Here is a 22,044-nt window from a genome sequence, read left to right as displayed (position 1 = left end):
GTTAAAGCTTAAAAATCATTGATATAGCATGATATTTTTTGAGCTAAACCCTTTTTATTTGATCGTTTGAGGGGATTGAGCGTTTTGTAATATTGTTGTTTATATTGGCCTTCCTTAAACTACACACATGAATAAGAACCTTTTAACCCTTTTTTTGATGGCATTGGCTTGTACAGCCTTTGGCCAGACGGCAAAGAAAACCGCTAAAAACCGACCCAATGTTATTTTTATTTGCGCGGATGACCTTGGTTATGGCGACCTGAGTTGTTATGGCGCCACAAAAATCAACACCCCGAATTTAGATCGCCTTGCGGCAGCAGGAATTCGCTTTACCGATGGTCATGCCACTTCAGCAACCTGCACACCTTCGCGCTATGCCTTCATGACCGGTCAATATCCGTGGCGGAAAAAAGGAACCGGTATTTTACCCGGGGATGCTGCTTTAATTATACCTACCGATAAAACGACCCTACCCAATCTGTTTAAAAAAGCAGGATACCAAACCGGAATCGTCGGTAAATGGCACCTTGGAATAGGGGAGGCTGTGGCCAAAGACTGGAACGGAGAACTGAAACCCGGACCAAATGAGGTGGGCTTCGACTATTCTTTCATTTTCCCCGCTACTGCGGATCGTGTGCCAACCGTGTTTCTCGAAAACCATAAGGTGCTGGCTTTAGATGCCAATGATCCGATTGAAGTGGATTATGCTAAAAAGGTAGGGAATGATCCAACCGGAAAAGACCATCCTGAATTGCTGAAAATGCAGAGTTCGCCAGGACAAGGACACAACCAGACCATCGTGAATGGCATTGGCCGGATCGGCTATATGAGCGGTGGTAAGATGGCCAGATGGGTCGACGAAGAGGTTTCTACTACCTTTTTGAATGTTGCACAGGGCTTTATTGAGAAAAATCAACAACAGCCTTTCTTTTTATATTATGCCTTAACGGAACCTCATGTGCCCCGTATGCCGGCTACCCGATTTAAAGGGAAAAGTGGTTTAGGCTTACGTGGTGACGCGATTTTACAGTTAGACTGGACGATTGGCGAAATCATGAAACAGCTGAAATTGCTGGGCATTGATAAGAATACCATGATTGTGTTTACCAGTGATAATGGTCCGGTACTGGATGATGGGTATCAGGATGAAGCGGTAACGAAACTGAACGGGCATACGCCTGCCGGTGTGTTGCGCGGTGGCAAATACAGTGCGTTGGAAGCTGGAACCAGAGTTCCTTTCATTTTAAGCTGGCCAGGTCAGGTTCAGCCACGGGTCTCCTCAGCGTTGGTGAGCCAGATGGATTTAATTGCAAGTTTTTCAAAATTGATCGGACAGCCGATTCCTGCCGGCGATGCGACGGATTCTGAGAATTTACTGGATGCTTTTATGGGAGAATCCAAAAAAGGCAGGTCGGTATTGGTAGAGCAAGGGGCTTCCATCTCTCTTTTGAAAGACGGCTGGAAATATATTGTTCCTGGAAAAGGCGCTGCTTTTATGCAGGATGTAGGAATTGAAACGGGAAGTTCGCCTGTTGCTCAGTTGTATCATCTGACAGAAGATTTAGGAGAAAAAAACAACCTGGCTTCTAAATATCCGGAGCGCGTAAAAGAAATGGCAGCCGTCCTGGAAAAGATTCAGGCGCAGTAATAAAACGTAAAAGGAAGCTTATAAAACATTTTAGGAGCCCGGCATTTGTCGGGCTTTTTATGTCGTAAGACGATTGATTTTTAATCATTAATAATTAACAGCATTCTTCTTATCTTTGGGGACAACAATTTAAAGATGGTTTATTTTTAATTGATGCCCATAATATGTCTGAACAAAACCCCGCCGAGCTTGCCGCTAGATTTGTAAACTATACTTCTAAACACATCTTTCTCACAGGAAAGGCCGGCACCGGAAAAACTACCTTTTTGCGTAATCTGATCGAGCTGACTCATAAAAAGACAGTGATCGCCGCACCAACAGGTATTGCAGCAATTAATGCTGCGGGTGTAACCATTCATTCTTTATTCCAGCTGCCTTTTGGCACCTACCTGCCTAAAGCTCCGGCCGCAGATGGTGATCACTATAACCAGCAGTACAATACGCCCAAATCTATCGTCCGCCATTTAAACATGACTTCTTCTAAAAGGAAGGTGCTGATGGATATGGAATTGCTGATCATCGATGAGGTGAGTATGCTGCGCGCAGATTTACTGGATGCCATTGATATGGTGTTGCGCTACATCAGAAGGAACAATACTGCTAGTTTTGGAGGGGTACAGGTCTTGTTTATCGGGGATTTACACCAGCTGCCTCCCGTCGTGAAATCTTCGGAATGGAACCTGTTAGGGCAGTTTTATAACTCGGCCTATTTCTTCGATGCCCTTGCCCTGCAAAATAATCCGCCCATTTATATCGAGCTGGAAAAAATATACAGACAGGCAGATCAGGTGTTTATCGACCTGCTCAATAACCTGAGAAATAATGAGGTGACGGCTCAGGATGTGGCCTTATTAGACCAATATTATCAGGCTGATTTTAAGCCAACCGTAAACGATAAATACATTACTTTAACCACCCACAATAATAAAGCCGATACCTTAAATAAGGATAGACTGAACGAGTTAAAAGCTTCTTCTTACCTGTACACGGCTAAAGTAGAGAATGATTTTAGTGAATACGCCTATCCCGCAGAGCATATTTTAGAGCTTAAAAAGGGGGCACAGGTGATGTTTATTAAAAATGATCCAACCGGTGAACAGCGTTTTTTCAATGGAAAGATTGCCGTGGTTACTGAACTGCGTACTGACCTCATTGAGGTGCAGGCAGAGGGAACCAATGAGAAGATCATCCTGGAAAAATACACCTGGAAAAATATTAAATATACCACGGATAAGGTGACCGGAGAAATTGAAGAGGAACTGGCTGGTACTTTTACCCAGTATCCTTTGAAACTCGCCTGGGCAATTACCGTGCATAAGAGTCAGGGTTTAACCTTTGATAAAGCAATTATCGATATCGGGAGTGCTTTTGCCCCCGGACAGATTTATGTGGCGTTATCGCGCCTGCGTTCCCTGAATGGACTGATCCTGACCTCCAGAATTTCAGGTTCCGGTATCCGCCAGGATCAGAATGTGTCTTTCTTCTCGAAAACTAAAGAAAACCAGTTGAGCCTGGATACCCAGATCCTGACCGAAAGCGATGCCTTCCTGAGGACTTACCTCTTGCAGTGTTTTGATTTGACACCCCTGGATAATTACGTGTATGAGCATGTACATTCTTATACCAAAGACATTAATAAATCTGCCAAGCAGAAGCATGTGAAATGGGCCGGACAGCTGTTGAAAGACCTGACGGAGGTAAAGGGGAATGCGAATAAGTTCCTGAGCCAGATTCAACGCATGTATGCCGTGGATACACCGGAAGGCAGAACTGCTTTGCTGGAAAGAACCATTGCTGCGGAAAACTATTTCAACCCGATTGTAGTAGGCTTCTCGAAGCGCATATTTGAGCGTATGGAGTTGGTGAAACAGGATAAACAGGTAACGGCCTACCTGACCGAACTTTTAGAAATGGAAGCTTTGTTTTATGATCAGTATAAGAAAATAAGAAAAGCGACGGCCATGCTGAATTCTACCATCAAGGGGACGGAATTTACCAAGAAAGACGTGACTGCTTTGATGAGTCAGGAGGAAAGAGCGGCTACGATGGCCAAGGTTTTTGCGGTTCCGGGTAAGCTTGATTTTACTGCTAAGAAGGCTAAACCTGCTGCTAAAGGAAAAACGGCTGCGCCAAAGGTTGAAAAAGAACCTAAAGTAGATACGAAAGAGGTTTCTCTGGAAATGCTGAAAGCGGGAAAAACATTATCTGAAATTGCTTCTGAGCGTAAAATGGTCATCGGTACCATCGAAGGACACCTTGCTTTTTATGTGGCCAAACATGAGGTTTCCGCCAAAGATATTATCGGTAAAAAGAAGCTGGATAAGATTCTGAAAGCGATTCAGGACTTAAAGACCCTCCAGATGAATCCGATCAGGGAACATCTGGGTAGGGACTATACGTTTGGTGAAATCAAAATTGGTGTGGCGGCACACCTTGCAGAAGGGGAGTAGTTAGACGATAACTTCTCCTTTGAAAACCTGTACTGCCGGTCCGCATAAAAATATATTGCGGAATTTAGCGCCGTCATAATCAAACTGGATGCTTAAATCACCTCCCAGCACTTTGATTGGGGTTTCTATATGTCCGGCTTGTTTTAAATGTTGCGCCATGGATAAGGCTACTGCAGTTACACCGGTTCCGCAAGCATAAGTCTCATCTTCTACGCCTCTTTCGAACGTGCGTACAAAGAAATGATCCCCCTGATTTTCTACAAAGTTTACATTGATCCCTTCGGTTTTATAAGTGTCGTTATTACGGATCTCTTTTCCTTCAGTGAAGACATCCTTGTCCTTTAAGCCAGTCACTTGTAATACATAATGTGGCGAGCCAGTATTTAAAACATAGGCATCTCCATCTTTTTCTATGGTATCGATGTCGATCATTTGAAGGTTTACCCAATCGCCTTCAGCTGAAATTTTGGCATAATGTGGGCCGTCGACTGCCAAAAATTCAGTTTCTATATCAATGATGCCCAGGTACTTGGCGAAGGCGACGATGCATCTTCCACCGTTTCCACACATGCTTCCCAAATTTCCGTCGGCATTGAAGTATAACATCTCAAAATCGTGATTTTCGTGGTTCTGAAGTAGCATCAATCCGTCCGCTCCGATACCAAAACGCCTGTTACACAGGTCTAAAACCGTATTATTATCCTTATATTGGAAAGATAAATCGCGGTTATCAATTAGAATAAAGTCATTTCCTGCGCCCTGGTATTTAAAGAAGGTGGTTTTCATAAACGGTATGTGCTTGCTATTTTAACATTTTTTAACAGTTTTAATCGGCTGTTACTAACGCAAATATCGTTGATCTGGTATTAAATTTGACTAATCCATTGAAAAGAAAAGTTCTTAAGGGGTAAAAAAAATAAATGCTTCTGGCTTTTCGTCAACCGGATAGGTCGGTTGAACCAGAAGGAATTGGAGTTTATTGATAACATACAAAAAAAAAGGAGACAAATGAAAAAAATAGGATTGATAGCATTGGCCGCACTATTTGGTGGAGCGGCTGCATTGGGTGGCTATAAATTATTAGAACATAATCCAGGTGGTCAGACCTTCGCTGAACAGCAAAAGGTACTTTTTGCCAATAATCCTGTGAAGATTTCTTCAACAGGTGCGGTAGATTTTGTACAGGCTGCAGCAGCGGTATCGCCTGGTGTGGTACACATTAAAACTACTTATGGTGGTAAAAGTTCGGAGCAGGCTGGCGGTTCTCCGGCAGATATGTTCGAAGAATTCTTTGGCCGTGGTGGCCGTAGTATGCCTCGTGCGCCTAGAGCAGCCTCAGGTTCCGGTGTTATTTTAACGCCAGACGGGTATATTGTAACCAATAACCACGTAGTAGAAAATGCAGATAAAATTGAAGTGATCCTTTCTGATCGCCGTAAGGTGGTAGCTAAGGTAATCGGAACCGACCCAAATACTGACCTTGCCTTAATTAAGGTAGAGGAAACTGGTTTGCCAGTGGTAAAAATGGGTAACTCTGATAATGTGCAGATCGGTGAATGGGTATTGGCAGTAGGTTTCCCGCTGGATCTTCAAACTACCGTTACTGCAGGTATTGTGAGTGCCAAAGCCAGAAGTATTGGTATCCTTGGAAGACAACAAAATCAGTTAACAGAACAAGAGTATGAAGAATACCGCAGAACTGGTAAAGCACCTCAACGTGTAAACAGCAGTATTGAGTCTTTCATTCAGACTGATGCCGCGATTAACCCTGGAAACAGTGGTGGTGCCTTGGTGAATGCAAATGGGGAGCTGATTGGTATCAATGCCGCGATTGCTTCACAAACCGGTACTAATGAAGGCTATGGTTTCGCTATTCCAGTGAACCTTGCTAAAAAAATCCTGGATGATTTCAGGAAATATGGTACGGTAAAACGTGGATATATTGGTGTTTCTTTCGTGCCGCTTGATGCAGATGTTGCAGAAAGTCTGAAAGTTAAAGACATCAATGGTCTATATGTTAAAGAAGTAGTTGCCAATGGTGGCGGTGCCGCTGCGGGTATCAAAGAAGGTGATATTATCAAAAAGGTGGAAGGTATGCCAATTTATGATTCTCCTGATCTACAGGAAAAAATTGGTAGAATGAGCCCTGGTGATAAAATTAACCTGACCATTTTAAGAGATGGTGCGTTGAAAGATATTAGCGTAACCTTAAAAGGTGAAAGTAGTGTGACTGCGCCAAAAACTGCAGCATCAGGAAAAGCGACAGGTGCAACAATTGCTAAACTAGGTGCGGGTTTTGCACCAGCGCCAGCGCAACTGAAAGCAAAACTAGGTGCTAAATCGGGTGTAGTAGTTACTGCTATTGAGCCGGGTAAATTATTCGATTCTCTGGAAATTCCAAAAGGATTGTTAATTACTGCGGTAAACGGTAAGCCGGTAAACTCTGCGAAAGATGTAGAAGCCGCATTACCTTATTCGAAAAACGGAATGACTACGATCACTGGTGTAGGTGCCGATGGTCAGAATTATTCCTTCACTTTCTAAGGAACAGATTTTAATAAATGATTTAAACGGGAAGCAGTATTTTACTGCTTCCCGTTTTTTTTTTTGCTGGCAAGATGCCATTTTCTGAGGAATGAGGCGGGTTTTAGCTAGATATAGAGTAGAACGTTTCTAAATAACCCAATTGTCGGTTTTTTATGACAATCCTTAACCAATTAATTCTTTTATTAAATACTTTTGCATGAATAGAACTAAAATACAATCAAATGGCTAGTTTCGGAAACGCTTTTTCCTCGTCTATAGGAAAAAAACTAATAATGGGTATCACCGGCCTGTTTCTTATTTCATTTCTCGCAGTTCACTGCTTTATCAACTTATTGATATTTGTAAATGACGGTGGCTTAACCTTCAATGTAGGGGCACATTTTATGGCTACTAACTGGCTGATCAGAGCGATGGAAGTCGTGTTGATGGCAGGATTATTAGCACACATTATCCAGGGTTTACGTTTGGTTTTCCAAAATCAGGCTGCCCGTCCGGTAAAGTATGCAGTAGTTGATGGCGCAGCAAACAGTAAATGGTATTCCAGATCAATGGGGTTATTAGGAACGATCCTTTTAATTTTCCTGATCGTGCATTTATCTGACTTCTGGGTAGTTTCTCGTTTTACAGGGATTCCTACAGTAGATGCTGCTGGACATGAGAACCTTTTTGCAGTAATGGTAGCAAGATTCCAAACCCTTTGGGTAGTGATCTTATACGTACTTGCTATGGCTTCTTTATGTTACCACTTATTACATGGTTTTGCTTCTGCATTCCAGACTTTAGGATGGAACCATAAAACGTATACGCCAATAATAAAAGCAGTAGGAGTATGGTATTCAATTATCATCGCCATTCTATTTGCGATTATGCCTGTTGCTATTTACGCAGGTTTTATTAAATAATTTTTGAACTTATATAAAGCTTAAATAAAATGGCTGAATTAAATGCAAATATACCGGAAGGTGATTTAATGGAAAAATGGACTAAATTAAAGTCCTCTATGCCATTGGTTAACCCGGCAAATAAAAGAAGCATCGAAGTTATTGTAGTAGGTTCAGGGTTGGCAGGTGCTTCTGCAGCAGCAACTCTAGCTGAAATGGGCTATAAAGTGAAGTGTTTCTGCTTCCAGGATTCACCAAGAAGAGCGCACTCTATCGCTGCTCAGGGTGGTATCAATGCCGCAAAAAATTACCAGAATGATGGTGACAGTACTTACCGTTTATTCTACGATACCATTAAAGGTGGTGATTACCGTGCCCGTGAAGCTAACGTTTACCGTTTAGCTGAAGTGAGTGCGAATATTATAGATCAGTGTGTGGCACAAGGTGTGCCTTTAGCAAGAGAATATGGTGGTCTTTTAGACAACCGTTCTTTTGGTGGTACACAGGTTCAAAGAACATTCTATGCTGCGGGTCAAACTGGTCAGCAATTGCTTTTAGGAGCATATAGCGCTTTAGAGCGTCAGATTGGTATGGGTAAGGTTGAAATGTTTACCCGCCATGAAATGATGGACGTTGTGGTAATCGATGGTAAAGCTCGTGGTATCATTGCCCGTAACTTAATCACCGGTGAACTGGAACGCCATTTCGGTCATGCTGTATTGTTAGGTAGTGGTGGTTACGGTAACGTTTTCTACCTTTCTACGAATGCAATGGGTAGTAACGTAACGGCAGCCTGGAAAGCACACAAAAAAGGTGCATTCTTCGGTAACCCTTGTTACACACAGATTCACCCTACTTGTATCCCTGTTTCAGGAGATCACCAAAGTAAATTAACCCTGATGTCTGAGTCATTACGTAATGACGGAAGAATCTGGGTGCCTAAGAAAAAAGGTGATGACCGTTCTCCAATCGATATTCCTGAAGAAGAAAGAGATTATTATTTAGAGCGTAGATACCCTGCTTTCGGTAATCTTGTACCTCGTGATGTGGCCTCCCGTGCTGCTAAAGAACGTTGTGATGCAGGTTATGGTGTAGGTAAATCTAAACTGGCTGTATTCCTGGATTTCAAAGCAAATACAGAACGTTACGGTCGTATTGAAGCAAATAAACAAAACCTTCATAATCCTGATAAAGAAACCTGCATGCGCTTAGGCCGTGAGGTAATTAAGGAAAAATATGGTAACCTGTTTGATATGTACAAGCAAATCACCGGAGAAGATCCTTATGAATTGCCAATGCGTATTTATCCTGCGGTTCACTATACCATGGGTGGATTATGGGTAGATTACAACCTGATGACTACAGTTCCCGGATTGTATGCTATGGGTGAAGCTAACTTCTCAGATCATGGTGCTAACCGTTTAGGTGCTTCGGCATTGATGCAAGGTCTTGCAGATGGTTACTTCGTGATCCCGCTTACAATTGGTGCTTACTTATCTAAAGAGATTGCTACTAAAGCAATTCCATTGGATCACCCTGCATTCGTAGCGGCTGAAGCTAGTGTGAAAGGTATTGTAGATCAGTTATTCGCGATTAAAGGAACTAAATCTGTAGATCATTTCCATAAGAAATTAGGAAAGATCATGTGGGATAAATGTGGTATGGCACGTAATGCTAAAGGATTAACGGAAGCAATTGCGGAAATTCAGCAGTTACGTAAAGACTTCTGGTCGGATGTACGTGTTCCTGGTGAAGCCAATGAATTCAATCCTGAATTAGAAAAAGCTGGTCGTGTGGCCGACTTTATCGAGTTAGGTGAGTTGATGTGTATCGATGCCCTGAACAGAAATGAATCTTGTGGTGGTCACTTCCGTGAGGAATACCAGACAGAAGAAGGTGAAGCACTCCGTGATGATGAAAACTATGCTTATGTATCTGCATGGGAATACAAAGGAGATGTGACTTTCAGCCTGCATAAAGAGGAGTTGAAGTTCCAGAACATCAAGGTTGCACAAAGAAGTTATAAATAAGAAGTACTAAAATCTCAATATCATGAGTACAGGAAATATGAATTTAACGCTGAAAATCTGGCGTCAGAAGAATAGCAAAACCAATGGTAAATTGGTGGATTATAAGTTGTCAGAGATTTCTCCTGATATGTCTTTCTTAGAAATGTTTGACGTGTTGAACGAGGAGTTGATTTCTAAAGGTGATGAGCCGGTTGTTTTTGATCACGATTGTAGAGAAGGTATCTGTGGTGCCTGCTCTATGTACATCAACGGCCGTCCACACGGACCAAAAGAAGGCGTAACAACTTGTCAGTTGCACATGCGTTCTTTTAAAGATGGAGATACTATCGTTGTGGAACCATGGAGAGCGAAAGCTTTTCCGGTCATCAAAGATTTAACGGTAGATCGTACTGCATTTGACCGCGTTATTGCAGCAGGTGGATTTATTTCAGTGAATACAGGTAATGCTCAGGATGCAAACAACCTGCCTATTCCAAAAGTACAGGCGGATTCAGCTTTCGAAGCTGCTGCATGTATCGGATGTGGTGCTTGTGTAGCAACCTGTAAAAATGCTTCTGCGATGTTATTCGTTTCTGCAAAGGTTTCTCAGTTGGCGCAATTGCCTCAGGGACAGCCGGAACGTTACCGCAGAGTTCAAAGTATGGTAGCGCAAATGGATGCCGAAGGTTTCGGTAACTGTACCAATACCGGTGCTTGTGAGGCAGAATGTCCTAAAGGAATTTCTTTAGAGAATATTGCACGCATGAATAGAGACTTTTTATCAGCAAAATTTGTATCTGAGGAATCTATTTAATAGCTTTAAATAACGAGACAAGGATATTTAACACGAAAGCCCGGCTATTACAGCTGGGCTTTCGTGTTTTAAAGGGGATTTTTATTGGTCTTGCTGATTTGTGGTGGTTTGTTTGGGGGTACTAATTTTTTTTGGTTCGAAGTCGAAAGTTGTCGTTTTTTTGTTGGTCACCAGGATTACGCCATGGATCGCCTCCGTGCCATATAATTTAGTAGCAGCTGTTGATTTCAGTATTTCTACCGATTCAATATTATCCGGATTAAGATCCTGCATTCTCAGGTCGGTTTTCTTTCCGTTGATATACAGCAGGGGTTCGTTGCCAGAATCCAGGCCTAAACCTCTGAGCGTTACTTTAGTGTAGCTGAGGCCTTTACCTTTAATCATTCCTGTTTTCTCCGCTTTATCCGTCTCTGGTGTAGATAGCGTGAAACTGATCGGGATATTGAATTTCACACGAACCAACTTGTTATTTGTGACGCCCGGAATCCATTTTGGCGATTCTTTTAAGACTCTTACCGCCTCTTCATCGGTGCCACCGCCGAGTTTTCTTTCTACTTTAATATCCACCAGTGAGCCATCTTTTTCTACAATAAAGGATAAGAACACTTTGCCTTGTATATTTTTATCCTGTGCTTCTTTAGGGTATTTGACGGTTGACTTCAGGTATTTATAGAAGTTCTCCATACCACCTGGAAAGGTAGGTTGCTGTTCGATGGAAACAAAGTCGTACACCTTTGTGTCATTTGGATCATTGCCTACTTTAGCCATATCAATGGCTGTTCTTTTCTCGCCCAGGCCGCCAAAAGTGGTGATTGTTACCGGAGCCAATCTGGTAGCGCCTTTTACGGTAGCCAGGGTTGGGTTTTTTACAGGTGCTTTACTGCCCGACAATCTGAATTGTACCGGAAGGGTATAAGTCCCGTTCTGGGCAGCGGTAAAGCCTTTATAGGATATCAGGGCTTTCAGCACTTCGCCTTCAAATCCTGAGCCTAATTTGTTCGGTACACTGATGATCTCAGGATCGCCGTTTTTTAGGGTAAATTTAATGAGGGTATTGCCTTGTTCTCCATTTGACCTGGCCTCGGAAGGATAACGCAGGTTCATTTTTAAGTAGTTATAGAATTTTTGCCAGGCCGGATCTTTTGGATCAATGGTTTGAGCAGCAGTTGTTCTTTTTGTGGTCATGCTGGCCGTTACGGGTGCAACAATCACTTCTTTTACGATCGCTAAGGGCTCGTTTAAAGGAATCTCTTCTGTTACAGCAATGATGGTTTCATTACTGCGGATGGTGGCCGCAGAAAGCATCAGCGTGATGGCAAAAAGAGGGAGAACCAATCCGTATTTCAATATGGCTGTTCTGGTGGATCTTTGTTTATGTAGCATAAATATTCTCTTTTTTAATAGTGATTTATTAAAGAAAGTATTGGTCAGGGTATGCGGTGCAATGCTAAAGGCCCTACTCAGCAACAATAAGGCATACTGCTCCTTGTCTCCCTGAAATTTAGCAGCTTCCTCATCTGCCAGGTATTCATGGGTGTTTTTAACGGCGGATTTGTAACCATAAATGATGGGATTGAACCAGGTAAATATGCTCAACAATTCAAAAAACAACACATCCAGACTGTGCAGCTGACGGATATGAATCTCTTCATGCCTGTTGATGGTGTCTAACTCCGGAAGCGCCGGGTCTATCCTTTTTTTAGTAAAGAAAGAAAAGGCGTTTCCGGTAGTTTTCCGCTTTAAAAGACGGGACACTGTAGCCAGTTTATAGAGAAAGAGGAGGGTGAAAACCATTATACCTGCGATATAAACCAATACCAGCAGATTACCGGTGCTGAACCTTTCGGGGGCATCCGGACTGACACTCACCTGCACAAACTCCTGGAGCTGATCCACCCCACTATAAATAGGCTGGGCTACGGGTTGTCTGGTAAACCATTCGATGCGTAAAAAAGGAATGGCTAAGGACAGGATTCCAGACATGATCAGGTAGAGCCTGTTCATGTTGAAATAAGTCTCATTTGCTAGAAATAGTTTATAGAAGCCAAAGAATATCACTAGATAGATATTGGCTTGCAGGATATAATGTGCCCAACTCATCTCGGTCTGTTTTTAATTTTGTTAATCATTTTAAGAATTTCATCTACATCGCTCAGGTCTAGTTTCTCTTCTTTTACAAAGAAGGAAAACATGCTTTCCACTGAATTTTCAAAGTAGTTTCCCAATAGCTTTTCTGTAGCATGGCGCTTGTAATCCTCTCTGCTGATGAGTGGGAAGTACTGGTGCGATTTCCCGAAGGCCTCATGCCCGATAAAGCCTTTTACTTCCAGTATCCTGATGATCGTGGATACAGTGTTATAGGCGGGCTTTGGCTCTGGTAAATAATCCATTACTTCTTTCACGAACCCCTTTTCCAGTTGCCACAGAATTTGCATAATCTGTTCTTCTGCTTTTGTTAAATCTTTAATCTCCATCGTGTTTATTTTTTACCGGTGTTAGCTTAGGTCTCCTGTCTGTTCGTCAACATACATTATAACTAAGACCTTAGTATAAACTTAAAACTAATATTTTAGTTTTCATAATATTTGTCAGTTTATTTTTTAGCGGAAACAAAGAAACCTCCGTGATGGAGGTTTCTGAGCTGTATTTATTTTTTTGGAGCTTCCGGTGCTTTCGGCAGTTCCTTTCTGGGAATCTGTTCTTTTCGCTCTGCGGTATGGTATACAAAGGTCGCTACAATGGTGGCAGCTCTTTTTAAGTCTTCTTCTGCTAAACGGTCGTAAGTGTCCTGGTTGCTATGGTGGGTACGGGTATTATAGTCCATCGGGTCCTGAATAAACTGGAATCCGGGGATGCCCAGTGCATCAAAAGCAAGGTGATCTGTGCCGCCGGTATTGGCCAGGGTTACGGTTGTTGCATTGAGGTCTTTGAAAGGACTCAGCCATTCTTTGAAAATAGGGGCAGCAGCGGTATTTCCCTGAGCATAGATGCCGCGGATGGCACCAGTGCCATTATCGAGATTGTAATAGGCAGAGATTTTTTTCTGGTCTTTGGTCAGTACCATGGTTTTTGGATCTCCAAAATGTTTGGCTACATACCCTCTGGAACCGAATAGTCCTTGTTCTTCGGAACTCCATAAGGCGATCCGGATGGTGCGTTTTGGTTTAAAGTTGATGGCTTTCAGGATACGCATGGATTCCATCATGACTGCGGCACCTGCGGCGTTATCGGTAGCGCCGGTTGCAGAATGCCAGGAGTCGTAATGGCCGCCAATCATTACAACTTCCTCTTTTAGTTTGCTGTCGGTACCCGGAATTTCGGCAATGACGTTGTAGCCTTGTGGGTCCTGGTTGTAAAAGGAAGTTTTGATATCGGCTTCTATTTCTACTTTTTGTCCGGCTCGCAATAAGCGTAAGATGTGAAGGTAATCTTCTGCAGAGATTTCCAGTTCCGGTGAAACTTCCGGTGCATTTAAGGCAAAAGAAGCACCATTGCTGGTAAAGAAGGTGCCATAGCTTCCTCTGGCGTAAGAAAGAATCAGGCCGACCTGTTCTTCCTTCATAAAGGCAGCCATAGCGGCACGTGTGGCTCTCATTTTCATCATCTGGGCCATCATGTTATTTACAGCTCCGGCTCGCGGAGCGCGCTGCCCTGAAGCTTGTATCTCGGCTTCTGCCATTTTGTTTAAGGTGGAGTCGGTATAGCGGACTACATCCGGTTTGTAGGAAGGGGCTAAAGGCTGCAGGGTCATCTGATCGAAGAGCACGATTTTGCCGGCCAGTTTTCCTTTATAAGGGGCGAGGTCGGTGATGGTATCGGCTTTGATCAGGATCACTTCAGATTTGATGGCTCCCTTGGTACCGGGTGTCCAGGCTTTTGGCGCGCCAATGATGGCATGGTAGTAAGGAAGGGTGGTGGCGGCATAGTATTTATCGATCTGCCAGCCTTTGCCGAATTCTCCCCAGGCTTCCAGGTGTACGTTTTTTAATCCCCATGCGGTGAATTGCTGAACGGCCCAGTCCTGGGCACGTTTTAATCCCGGGGAGTTGGAAAGTCTTGGTCCGGCTACATCTGTGATCTGAAATGCGATGTCCATTATTTTGGAGTTTTCCAGGCCTTCCTGACGGATCTTTTGTATCGCGGGTAGGTCTGCTTTTTCCTGTGCAAACAGGGAGATGCTGCAACTGATAGCCAGCAGTGTTAAGGTCAGTTTCTTCATATGGTTAGTTTGGTTGCTTTCTGGTTGAATACCTGAATTTACGGCAAATGGTGCTGACTTTTATTTTCTTCGCTAAATTATTACAGGAGGGAGGGGGGATGGCTCTAGCCTTAAAAAGAAAATGGCGGTACAAGACCGCCATTTTCTGACACTAACTAAAACTAAAAACTATATATTTTTCCCTCAGGCGCAGTATGGCTTACTGCTCCGAAGTGGTGGAAATTCTTTATTTAAAAGAAATGTTGCTCACTTGTACAATTCCTTTTACAGAAGTACTTGCTTTTGCTGCGATCTCTTCATCTTGTGAATGACTGATGCTAGACGCAATGGTTAGCACCATCATCATGAATACTGGTACCAATAACAATAAGAACGGTGATACATTTGCTAATCTTTTCATGATGTTTGTATTTATAGATGCAGTTTTCATAATCGTTTCGTTTTGATGAAACAAATAGAACAAAATTTTAAATGCTGCTAAAATCTTTTAGACCAAGCGTAAATTATCCTAGATAAACGCCTGTTTCGCGTTGTTTTGTGATTAATTGGTTCTTTTGTCGGGTTGGTAGAAAAAAAAGGCCTGTTCGTCGAAAGCCATTGCCTGAAATAGCCGGAAAAATTTACTTTAGACCTGTAAGTTATGGCCTGTGGAAATTCGGGACAAAGGAAATGATCCGGGCCATATACTTTAGATCATTAAAATCATTCCATGAAAAACAAAGGCCCTCTTATTGTCCATCTCATTTTTTGGGCGTTTATTTTGTTCCTTCTCGTCCTGATCGTACTATCTTCTAAAGAACCTCAAACTGTTTATACTGTCGCTGTTAATTTTGGGTATTCCGGACTGATCAATATCTCCATCTTTTATATCAATTATACTTTACTGATTCCGCTGCTGGTTAAAGAGCAAAAGAAATATGGCCTGTATATGGGGGCTATTTTACTGCTGATTGTAGTGATGAGTGCCATCAAAACGGTATTGGCAAGTTTAAATGCAGATATCGTTCTACAGATGACGGATCATGGTAAAAAGGAATTTATGGCCCTGGGTAAGTATGCCCTGGTAGCCATTTTTACTTCCGGCTTTTTTGTGGTGATCAGCTGTCTGCTTAAATTCGGGATCGATTGGTTTGGCAATGAACGCATTCAAAGGGATCTGGAATCGGAGAAGAAGGAAATGGAGCTCCAGTTTTTGAAGTCGCAGTTAAACCCACATTTTCTTTTCAATTCCCTGAATAATATTTACTCCCTGGCCTACCAGAAATCAGATAAAACCGCAGATGCGATCATGAAGCTTTCTGAGATCATGCGCTATATGATTTATGAAAGTAATGACAGCTGGGTTTCCCTCAGCAAAGAAATCGAATACCTGCACAGTTATATTGCCCTGCAGAAACTGAGGTTCAAAGACGGTGCTGCGGTACAGTTTGAACTGAATGGTGAGATCGACGATCAGCAGATTGTTCCCCTCATTTTAATCTCTTTTGTGGAGAATGCCTTTAAGCATGGAGTGGCCAATGATCCTAAAGATCCGATCCGGATTAATATCATCGCCAATCAAAAAATCCTCCATTTCAGTATCACCAATAAGAAAAACCAACACAATAAAGATGAGGTGGGTGGCGTAGGCCTCAACAATGTAGAGCGAAGGTTACAGTTGTTATATCCTGATAGATATAAATTAAATATTGTAAATTCGGCTACCCATTATACGAGTGAATTAATGCTAGATTTATGATGAAATTAAGATGTATTGCGGTCGATGATGAACCATTGGCGCTGGATATTATAGAGGATTATGTGTCAAAAGTACCATTCTTAGAATTGGTCAAAAGAACAGAAAACGCGATTGAGGCCTTACAATTGGTACAGGCCGGTGGGATTGATTTGGTTTTTCTGGACATTCAAATGCCTGAATTAACCGGGATTCAGTTCCTGAAAATTGCGAATGGCAAATCTAATTATATCCTCACTACCGCTTACTCTCAATACGCTTTAGAAAGTTATGACCTGAATGTTTCGGATTACCTGTTAAAACCAATTGCGTTCGACAGGTTCTATAAGGCCGTAGAAAAGGTGCACAATCAGCAGCAGAAGAATCAGGAGCAAGCTCCTCCTGCACCGGTTGCGGTTGCCCCGGTAGTAGCGGCAGCGCCTGCAGCACATCCGGTTCAGGACTTTATCTTTGTGAAAACCGAGCATAAAATCCAGAAGATTCAGCTGGATGACATCCTTTATATCGAAGGGTTAAAAGATTATATTTCTATCTATACGAAGGCAGAAAGGGTAATTACCCTGCAAAACATGAAAAAGATGGAAGAAACCCTGCCTAGCAGTCAGTTTATCAGGGTGCATAAATCTTATATCATTTCCCTGGATAAAATTGAAAGTATTGAACGCAGCAGGATCACCATTTTCGGTAAGGTTATTCCAATAGGAGACACGTACCGCGATGAGTTTTTCAAGCGTATCGACAATAAGAATATTTAAGCTTACCGACAGGTAATTTTAAGGAAAGGCTATTGGCCCAGTTTGTGGCGAATGGCCTTTTCTGCTTCCTGAGTTACTTCTTCAGGATTTTTACCGGCAGGTTCAATCGGTGTTAATACCGTCCAGCGGATCTTTTCCCCGAAGCTTAATGGATATCCTCCATATTGTACCATTCTCCAGGAGTTTTCAATTGCAATTGGCACAATCAGTGCATTCGGTACTTTTTTGAGTAAGGTAGCAATACCGCCTACATGGAAGGGTTTCAGATTTCCGTCTTTGGAGCGTGTGCCCTCCGGAAAGATCATGGCCGACCAGTTGTTTGCTTTCATGCGTTCTCCCAGCTTAATGATTTCCCCAACGGCCTGTTTGCTGTCTTTACGGTTGATATTGGCACCACCACCGTGTTTCAGGTTGAAAGAGATCGAAGGAATTCCCTTAGTCAGCTCAATCTTCGAGATAAACTTCACATGGAATTTTCTTAAAAACCAGATCAGACCCGGGATATCGTACATGCTCTGGTGATTGGCAATAAAGATAATCGGACGGTCGGTTGGCAGTTCCTGATCATTGATGAAGGTAATTGAAGCGCCCATAAACAGGTCGCAATAGGTAAGGCAGAAATTAAGGGCATCTACCGAAGCTTTATGTGCTTTATAGCCAAAAACATGGAAGCAAATCCATTGTACAGGTTGAAAAACCAGTAAACTGAGCAAGAATAACAGGTAAAAGATCGGCGTAAATATATATCCTAAGAACTTATGCATAAGGTGGCTATGGTATCGTTAAATATGAGTTTCCTGAAGTATTATTTTGGTTTTTAGAATGGCGGCAACGCTCATGCTATCGGTAATTTCTCCGTTTAAAACCATCTGGTAGGCGGCTTCGAAAGGGAGTTTACGGATTTGAAGTTCTTCGGTTTCTTCTGGAGCAGATTCGCCCATGGTAAGGCCTCTGGCGATATAGATAATGGCCAGTTCATCACTCACGGAGTTAGAAAGGTGCAGGCGTTGGATTTCTGTCCATGCGGTAGCAATGATGCCGGTTTCTTCCTGTAGTTCGCGCTTTGCGCTGTCTAAAGGATCTCCGTCTAAGGGGCCTCCGCCCTCAGGAATTTCCCAGCTATAGGCTTTCAGTGGAAAGCGATATTGGCCAACAAGCCAGGTGTTCAATTCCTCATCTAAAGGAAGGATTCCTATGGCGTAGTTCTTAAAATGTACCTCGCCATATATTCCTTTGCCTCCGGATGGATTGAGCACCTGGTGTTCTGTTAGTCCGATCCAGTTATTTTCATAAACCTTACGGCTTTCCAGCGTAGTCCAGGGATTGTTTTCTTCCATGGACGCAAATATACTTAAAATGATTCTTCATCGGAACGCATTTCCGACTGGTCTGATTTTTTGGTTTTCTTAGCCTTGAAATCTGTTTTTCCAAAACGGTAAGAGAAAGTTAAACTTCCCATGGTGCCTTGCATGAAACGTCTGAAATCAACCACTGAATTGGCAGTGCTGGTGGTCATGCTCCAGGCACGGGTATTGAAAAGGTCTCTTACATTCAGACTTAAAGATGCTTTCTTGTTTTTGAAATCATATTTAGCACCTGCATCTACGCCGTACATCGCGTTTCTTGTTCCCTGAGCCATTACCTGACGTGCACGGTAATCTCCTTTGATCTGTAAAGTAACGTTGTAAGGTAAAACGATGTTATTGGTTAAGTTGGCATTCCAGGTAAATCCGGAGTTCTCGATGATTCCAAATGCGGGTACACCATCGATTTTACTCTGGTATAAATTGGCATTGGCTGTGAAATTCCAGGCTTTCATCACATCAAAACGACCGATTAACTCCAGTCCGCTGGACAATTCTTTCGTTAAGTTTTCAGGAGTAGTAATGGTAATACCGTCCTGATCAGGTTCTGTTCTGATTCTCTGGATCACATCATTGGTCTGACGCAGGTAAGCGGTAGAGATAAAGGTGATCTTTGGCCAGTATTTGCTGTAGCTCAATTCAAAGGCATGTACATCCTCCGGTTTAAGGTTTGGATTACCCTGACGGTAGTTTAAAGGATCTGAAACGTCCAGGAACGGGTTCGTATCCCAGCCTCTTGGTCTGTTCACTCTTCTGCTGTAGCTCAGTTGTAATTGTTGTTCTTTGGAGAACTTCTGGGTTAAAAAGATACTTGGATATAACCTGGTGTAGGCTACTTTTCCAGGGATGTAACTCAGTTGTCCGGCATTGTTGAACACGCCTAAACGGGTGTCTAAGGTGGCGTCTTCTGCTCTTAAACCTACCTGATAACCGAAGTTTTTAACGCTGTTCTGGTAGTTGGCATAAATTGCATGTACCTGGTCTTTGCTGTTGAAATCATTGGTTAAATCCAGATTCGGACGGTATTCCCCGGCAATATTGTCGAACATTTCGGAGAAAGTACTGTTCTCCGCAATGCGGATCTGGCTGCGGTAACCGGCTTCCACTTTTCCTGTTTTACCAATAGGAAGGGTATAATCGGTCTGGAAGTTGTAACTCCTGTTGAGGCCGCTTCCATCGTTGCTAATCAGTTCAGGAAGTTGATTTACCGGGACACCGTTGAGGTTGTAAATATTGGTATTGTACAATTGTAAATTGTCGTTGTTTCCTTCGGAGAAACTTACATTGAAGGTTAGTTCTTCTCTTGGTTGTTTAAATTTATGGCTGTAATCAAGGTTCAGGTCGTAACTACCGCCCGATCCAAGATTGGTATTTGTTCTTCTACTCAGCTCTATTGGCTGATATAGCGGGTTTAACTTGTCTATCGTTAGTAATTCAGTTCTGTCATTGTCTCTCAGGTTAAAGCCCGCAGAGAAGCTGATGACGTCCTTATCGGTCAGGTAATAATCCATTCCTGCTTTCGCATTGTGTCCTTTATCTAAAGATTTGGAGTCGGTATTCTGATTGGCGAAGGCAATGGTGGAGTTCGGATCCAGGTAGTTGATGTTGTTATAACCACCGCCAAGACGGTTGCCATAGCGGTAACTGTAATTTCCGTAAAGGTTTACTTTGCTGTTTTGGAAACTTAAACTGGTACTTGCGTTATAGTTGTCGCGGTTACCGGCGGTTAATGCCAGACTTCCGTTTAATCCTAGTTTCTTGTTTTTCTTTAATACGATATTGATGATACCCGACTGTCCTTCGGCATCGTATTTTGCAGATGGGTTGGTAATCAGTTCCACACTTTCAATAGAACTTGCCGGAATAGATTGCAGGATTTGCGCCACATTTCCGCCGGCAATCAGTGAAGGCTTTCCGTCGATCAGGACTTTCACCCCTGTAGAACCTCTTAAGCTTACATTTCCGTCCATATCCGATTGTACAGAAGGTACGTTTTGTAAAAGATCGGAGGCCGAGCCACCTTCACTCACTAAACTCTGGTCTACAGAAAATACTTTTTTATCTACACCCAGTTGCATGGTGCTTTTTTGTGCGGTAATGTTGACTTCACTTAGGGCAGTTCCTTTGGCAGTCTTCATTTTGATGGTACCCAGGTTGATGTCTTTGATGGCGCCATTGATCGATATAGAATCTCGGACCATGGTCTGGTAGCCTACATAGCTTAATTTAAAAGTGAAAACACCTTTAGGAAGGCCAACAAGAGATAGGTTTCCGTTGATGTCAGTTTGTGCGCCTTTAACGATGGCTTTGGTTTTCCGGTCAAGGATAACTGCCGAAGCAAATGGAATGGTTTCATTGGTGTTTGCATCTACCACCTTCGCGGTAATCTTACCGTCGCCGGTAGTCTGGGCATTAAGTTTTACAGTTGTAATACAAATGGCAAGCGTTAAAAATAGTACTTTGTGTAACGGATTCTTCATCGGAACTTTCTCTCTTAGTTTTGGTTTTGTTTAGGATGGACAAAGAAAGGGGCCGGAAGTTTAAAAAGGGAGTCGTAACTATTTTATTACAGCTTAAACATGATTAATTACAGTAATATTTTTGATAAAGAAGGAATCAGCTATGCTGATTACCGTGAATTGGTGAATGATTTGTTGTCGCAAAAGAAAACAACAGGCGAAGATCATAGCGAGGCTATGCTCCACTATACGAAGATGAATGTGCAGAGAATGAACCGGGTAGATAAAACAGTGAGTTTGAATCCTGATTTAATGGAAGCCCTGCAAAACCTGAAAAAGCAATACCGTTTTCTGGTAATTTCTGAAGGATGGTGTGGCGATGCCGCGCAAATTGTTCCGGTATTTAATAAGATTGCCAGTGCTTTTCCGGATAAAATAAGCCTTAAATTTGTTTTGAGGGATCAGAATCTGCCGTTAATTGACGCGCATTTGACGAATGGTGGCCGTGCAATTCCCGTATTACTGATTTTAGATGAAACCGGAAAGGTAGTTACGCAATGGGGTCCAAGACCGAAAGTCTTACAATCGCTGTTAGCCGAATGGAAGAAAGAAAGTACAGATATGATGCTCATTGCCGAGCAGCTTCATGGCTGGTATGCCAAAGATAAGACGCAAAGCACACAAGAAGAGCTTAAGGCGGTCATCCAACAACTCGATTAATCTGGTTTTCATAAACCGGATCAATCGATTCCATAAAATCAATAAGTAAATGGTTTAAACCATTTAAAAAGAAGAAATAAAAGAGGGTTTAGTCGACAGTAACGGTTAAACCTTCTTGCTGTAAGATTTTACGGTAAACTTCCATTTCAGTGAAGGATCCTTCTAATACCGCACATTTCCCTTTGTTGTGGACTTCCAAAGCAATTTTCTCGCCCTGATTTTCCGAATAATCCAGGTATTTCATCATGCAGTAGATGACATGGTCGAATGTGTTTATATCATCATTCCAAAGGATTAACCGATGCACGGTTTTTAAGGAGGTTAATATCTCTTCTAGTGTAAAGGTTTCTTCTTTTGTTTCTGTTGACATCTTACAAAAATAAGCTAATTTCAAAATAATGTTGTAGTTAAAGTTTATTTTGCTTAAAATTTGTATTAAATCC

At 42.5% G+C, this 22,044-nt stretch carries 18 protein-coding genes; 9 read left to right on the top strand and 9 right to left on the bottom strand.

Annotated features, from left to right (window positions below; all coding sequences use genetic code 11):
• The first annotated feature begins 127 nt into the window (after positions 1 to 127).
• Both R2Q66_RS02990 and R2Q66_RS02985 read left to right on the top strand, forming a co-directional pair.
• The gene (locus R2Q66_RS02990) at positions 128 to 1,648 is read left to right on the top strand and encodes an arylsulfatase (RefSeq protein WP_316746513.1); all 1,521 of its coding nucleotides are present in this window, start codon (positions 128 to 130) and stop codon (positions 1,646 to 1,648) included.
• 164 nt (positions 1,649 to 1,812) lie between these two features.
• A complete protein-coding gene (locus R2Q66_RS02985) occupies positions 1,813 to 4,098 on the top strand; it encodes a helix-turn-helix domain-containing protein (RefSeq protein WP_316746512.1) in 2,286 nt (761 codons plus the stop codon).
• Here R2Q66_RS02985 and dapF read toward each other — a convergent pair whose 3' ends face one another.
• Complete coding sequence (gene dapF, locus R2Q66_RS02980; RefSeq protein ID WP_316746511.1) at positions 4,099 to 4,884, bottom strand: diaminopimelate epimerase; 786 nt, start codon at positions 4,882 to 4,884, stop codon at positions 4,099 to 4,101.
• Positions 4,885 to 5,106: 222 nt separating this feature from the next.
• Here dapF and R2Q66_RS02975 point away from each other — a divergent pair, with 222 nt between their 5' ends.
• The 4 genes from R2Q66_RS02975 (at position 5,107) to R2Q66_RS02960 (ending at position 10,349) form a co-directional block, all read left to right on the top strand.
• Positions 5,107 to 6,642 carry a Do family serine endopeptidase gene (locus R2Q66_RS02975; RefSeq protein WP_316746510.1) on the top strand — a complete coding sequence of 512 codons (1,536 nt, stop codon included), beginning with the start codon at positions 5,107 to 5,109 and terminating at the stop codon, positions 6,640 to 6,642.
• Positions 6,643 to 6,866: 224 nt separating this feature from the next.
• Entirely contained in the window at positions 6,867 to 7,547 is a 681-nt protein-coding gene (locus tag R2Q66_RS02970) for a succinate dehydrogenase cytochrome b subunit (RefSeq protein ID WP_316746509.1), read from the top strand.
• Positions 7,548 to 7,576: 29 nt separating this feature from the next.
• Positions 7,577 to 9,556 carry a fumarate reductase/succinate dehydrogenase flavoprotein subunit gene (locus tag R2Q66_RS02965; RefSeq protein WP_316746508.1) on the top strand — a complete coding sequence of 660 codons (1,980 nt, stop codon included), beginning with the start codon at positions 7,577 to 7,579 and terminating at the stop codon, positions 9,554 to 9,556.
• Positions 9,557 to 9,578: 22 nt separating this feature from the next.
• Positions 9,579 to 10,349 carry a succinate dehydrogenase/fumarate reductase iron-sulfur subunit gene (locus tag R2Q66_RS02960; protein ID WP_316746507.1) on the top strand — a complete coding sequence of 257 codons (771 nt, stop codon included), beginning with the start codon at positions 9,579 to 9,581 and terminating at the stop codon, positions 10,347 to 10,349.
• Positions 10,350 to 10,430: 81 nt separating this feature from the next.
• On the opposite strand, the gene R2Q66_RS02955 is transcribed toward R2Q66_RS02960, so the two are convergent.
• The 4 genes from R2Q66_RS02955 to R2Q66_RS02940 form a co-directional block, all read right to left on the bottom strand.
• Complete coding sequence (locus R2Q66_RS02955; RefSeq protein ID WP_316746506.1) at positions 10,431 to 12,449, bottom strand: TonB family protein; 2,019 nt, start codon at positions 12,447 to 12,449, stop codon at positions 10,431 to 10,433.
• Positions 12,446 to 12,823 carry a BlaI/MecI/CopY family transcriptional regulator gene (locus R2Q66_RS02950; RefSeq protein ID WP_316746505.1) on the bottom strand — a complete coding sequence of 126 codons (378 nt, stop codon included), beginning with the start codon at positions 12,821 to 12,823 and terminating at the stop codon, positions 12,446 to 12,448. The genes R2Q66_RS02955 and R2Q66_RS02950 overlap by 4 nt, the downstream gene beginning before the upstream one ends.
• Before the next feature lie 173 nt (positions 12,824 to 12,996).
• Positions 12,997 to 14,568 (bottom strand): M28 family metallopeptidase, encoded by a 1,572-nt coding sequence (locus R2Q66_RS02945; protein ID WP_316746504.1) that lies wholly within the window; start codon positions 14,566 to 14,568, stop codon positions 12,997 to 12,999.
• A 226-nt stretch (positions 14,569 to 14,794) separates the two neighbouring features.
• Positions 14,795 to 14,968, bottom strand: a complete 174-nt coding sequence (locus tag R2Q66_RS02940; RefSeq protein WP_316746503.1) for a hypothetical protein — start codon at positions 14,966 to 14,968, stop codon at positions 14,795 to 14,797.
• 309 nt (positions 14,969 to 15,277) lie between these two features.
• Between R2Q66_RS02940 and R2Q66_RS02935 the strand changes: the two genes are divergently transcribed.
• The gene (locus R2Q66_RS02935; RefSeq protein WP_316746502.1) at positions 15,278 to 16,306 is read left to right on the top strand and encodes a sensor histidine kinase; all 1,029 of its coding nucleotides are present in this window, start codon (positions 15,278 to 15,280) and stop codon (positions 16,304 to 16,306) included.
• Positions 16,303 to 17,058, top strand: a complete 756-nt coding sequence (locus R2Q66_RS02930; protein ID WP_316746501.1) for a LytTR family DNA-binding domain-containing protein — start codon at positions 16,303 to 16,305, stop codon at positions 17,056 to 17,058. Before R2Q66_RS02935 ends, R2Q66_RS02930 begins: the two co-directional genes overlap by 4 nt.
• 29 nt (positions 17,059 to 17,087) lie before the next feature.
• Here R2Q66_RS02930 and R2Q66_RS02925 read toward each other — a convergent pair whose 3' ends face one another.
• The 3 genes from R2Q66_RS02925 to R2Q66_RS02915 are packed head-to-tail and all read right to left on the bottom strand — an operon-like array spanning position 17,088 to position 20,902.
• Entirely contained in the window at positions 17,088 to 17,822 is a 735-nt protein-coding gene (locus tag R2Q66_RS02925; protein ID WP_316746500.1) for a lysophospholipid acyltransferase family protein, read from the bottom strand.
• 18 nt (positions 17,823 to 17,840) lie between these two features.
• On the bottom strand, positions 17,841 to 18,395 hold the full coding sequence (locus tag R2Q66_RS02920; protein ID WP_316746499.1) for an NUDIX hydrolase: 555 nt from the start codon (positions 18,393 to 18,395) through the stop codon (positions 17,841 to 17,843).
• Positions 18,396 to 18,409: 14 nt separating this feature from the next.
• Positions 18,410 to 20,902, bottom strand: coding sequence for a TonB-dependent receptor domain-containing protein (locus R2Q66_RS02915; protein ID WP_316746498.1), 2,493 nt, complete (start codon positions 20,900 to 20,902; stop codon positions 18,410 to 18,412).
• 99 nt (positions 20,903 to 21,001) lie between these two features.
• On the opposite strand from R2Q66_RS02915, the gene R2Q66_RS02910 reads away from it, so the two are divergent.
• Positions 21,002 to 21,601 carry a thioredoxin family protein gene (locus R2Q66_RS02910; RefSeq protein WP_316746497.1) on the top strand — a complete coding sequence of 200 codons (600 nt, stop codon included), beginning with the start codon at positions 21,002 to 21,004 and terminating at the stop codon, positions 21,599 to 21,601.
• An 88-nt stretch (positions 21,602 to 21,689) separates the two neighbouring features.
• On the opposite strand, the gene R2Q66_RS02905 is transcribed toward R2Q66_RS02910, so the two are convergent.
• The gene (locus R2Q66_RS02905) at positions 21,690 to 21,971 is read right to left on the bottom strand and encodes an ATP-dependent Clp protease adaptor ClpS (protein ID WP_316746496.1); all 282 of its coding nucleotides are present in this window, start codon (positions 21,969 to 21,971) and stop codon (positions 21,690 to 21,692) included.
• Between the last annotated feature and the right edge of the window lie 73 nt (positions 21,972 to 22,044).

The organism is Pedobacter gandavensis (assembly GCF_032677645.1).
Taxonomy (GTDB): Bacteria; Bacteroidota; Bacteroidia; order Sphingobacteriales; family Sphingobacteriaceae; genus Pedobacter; species Pedobacter gandavensis_A.
The sequence above is the reverse complement of the archived record's forward strand: the minus strand, read 5'-3'. Positions and strand labels throughout refer to the sequence as shown.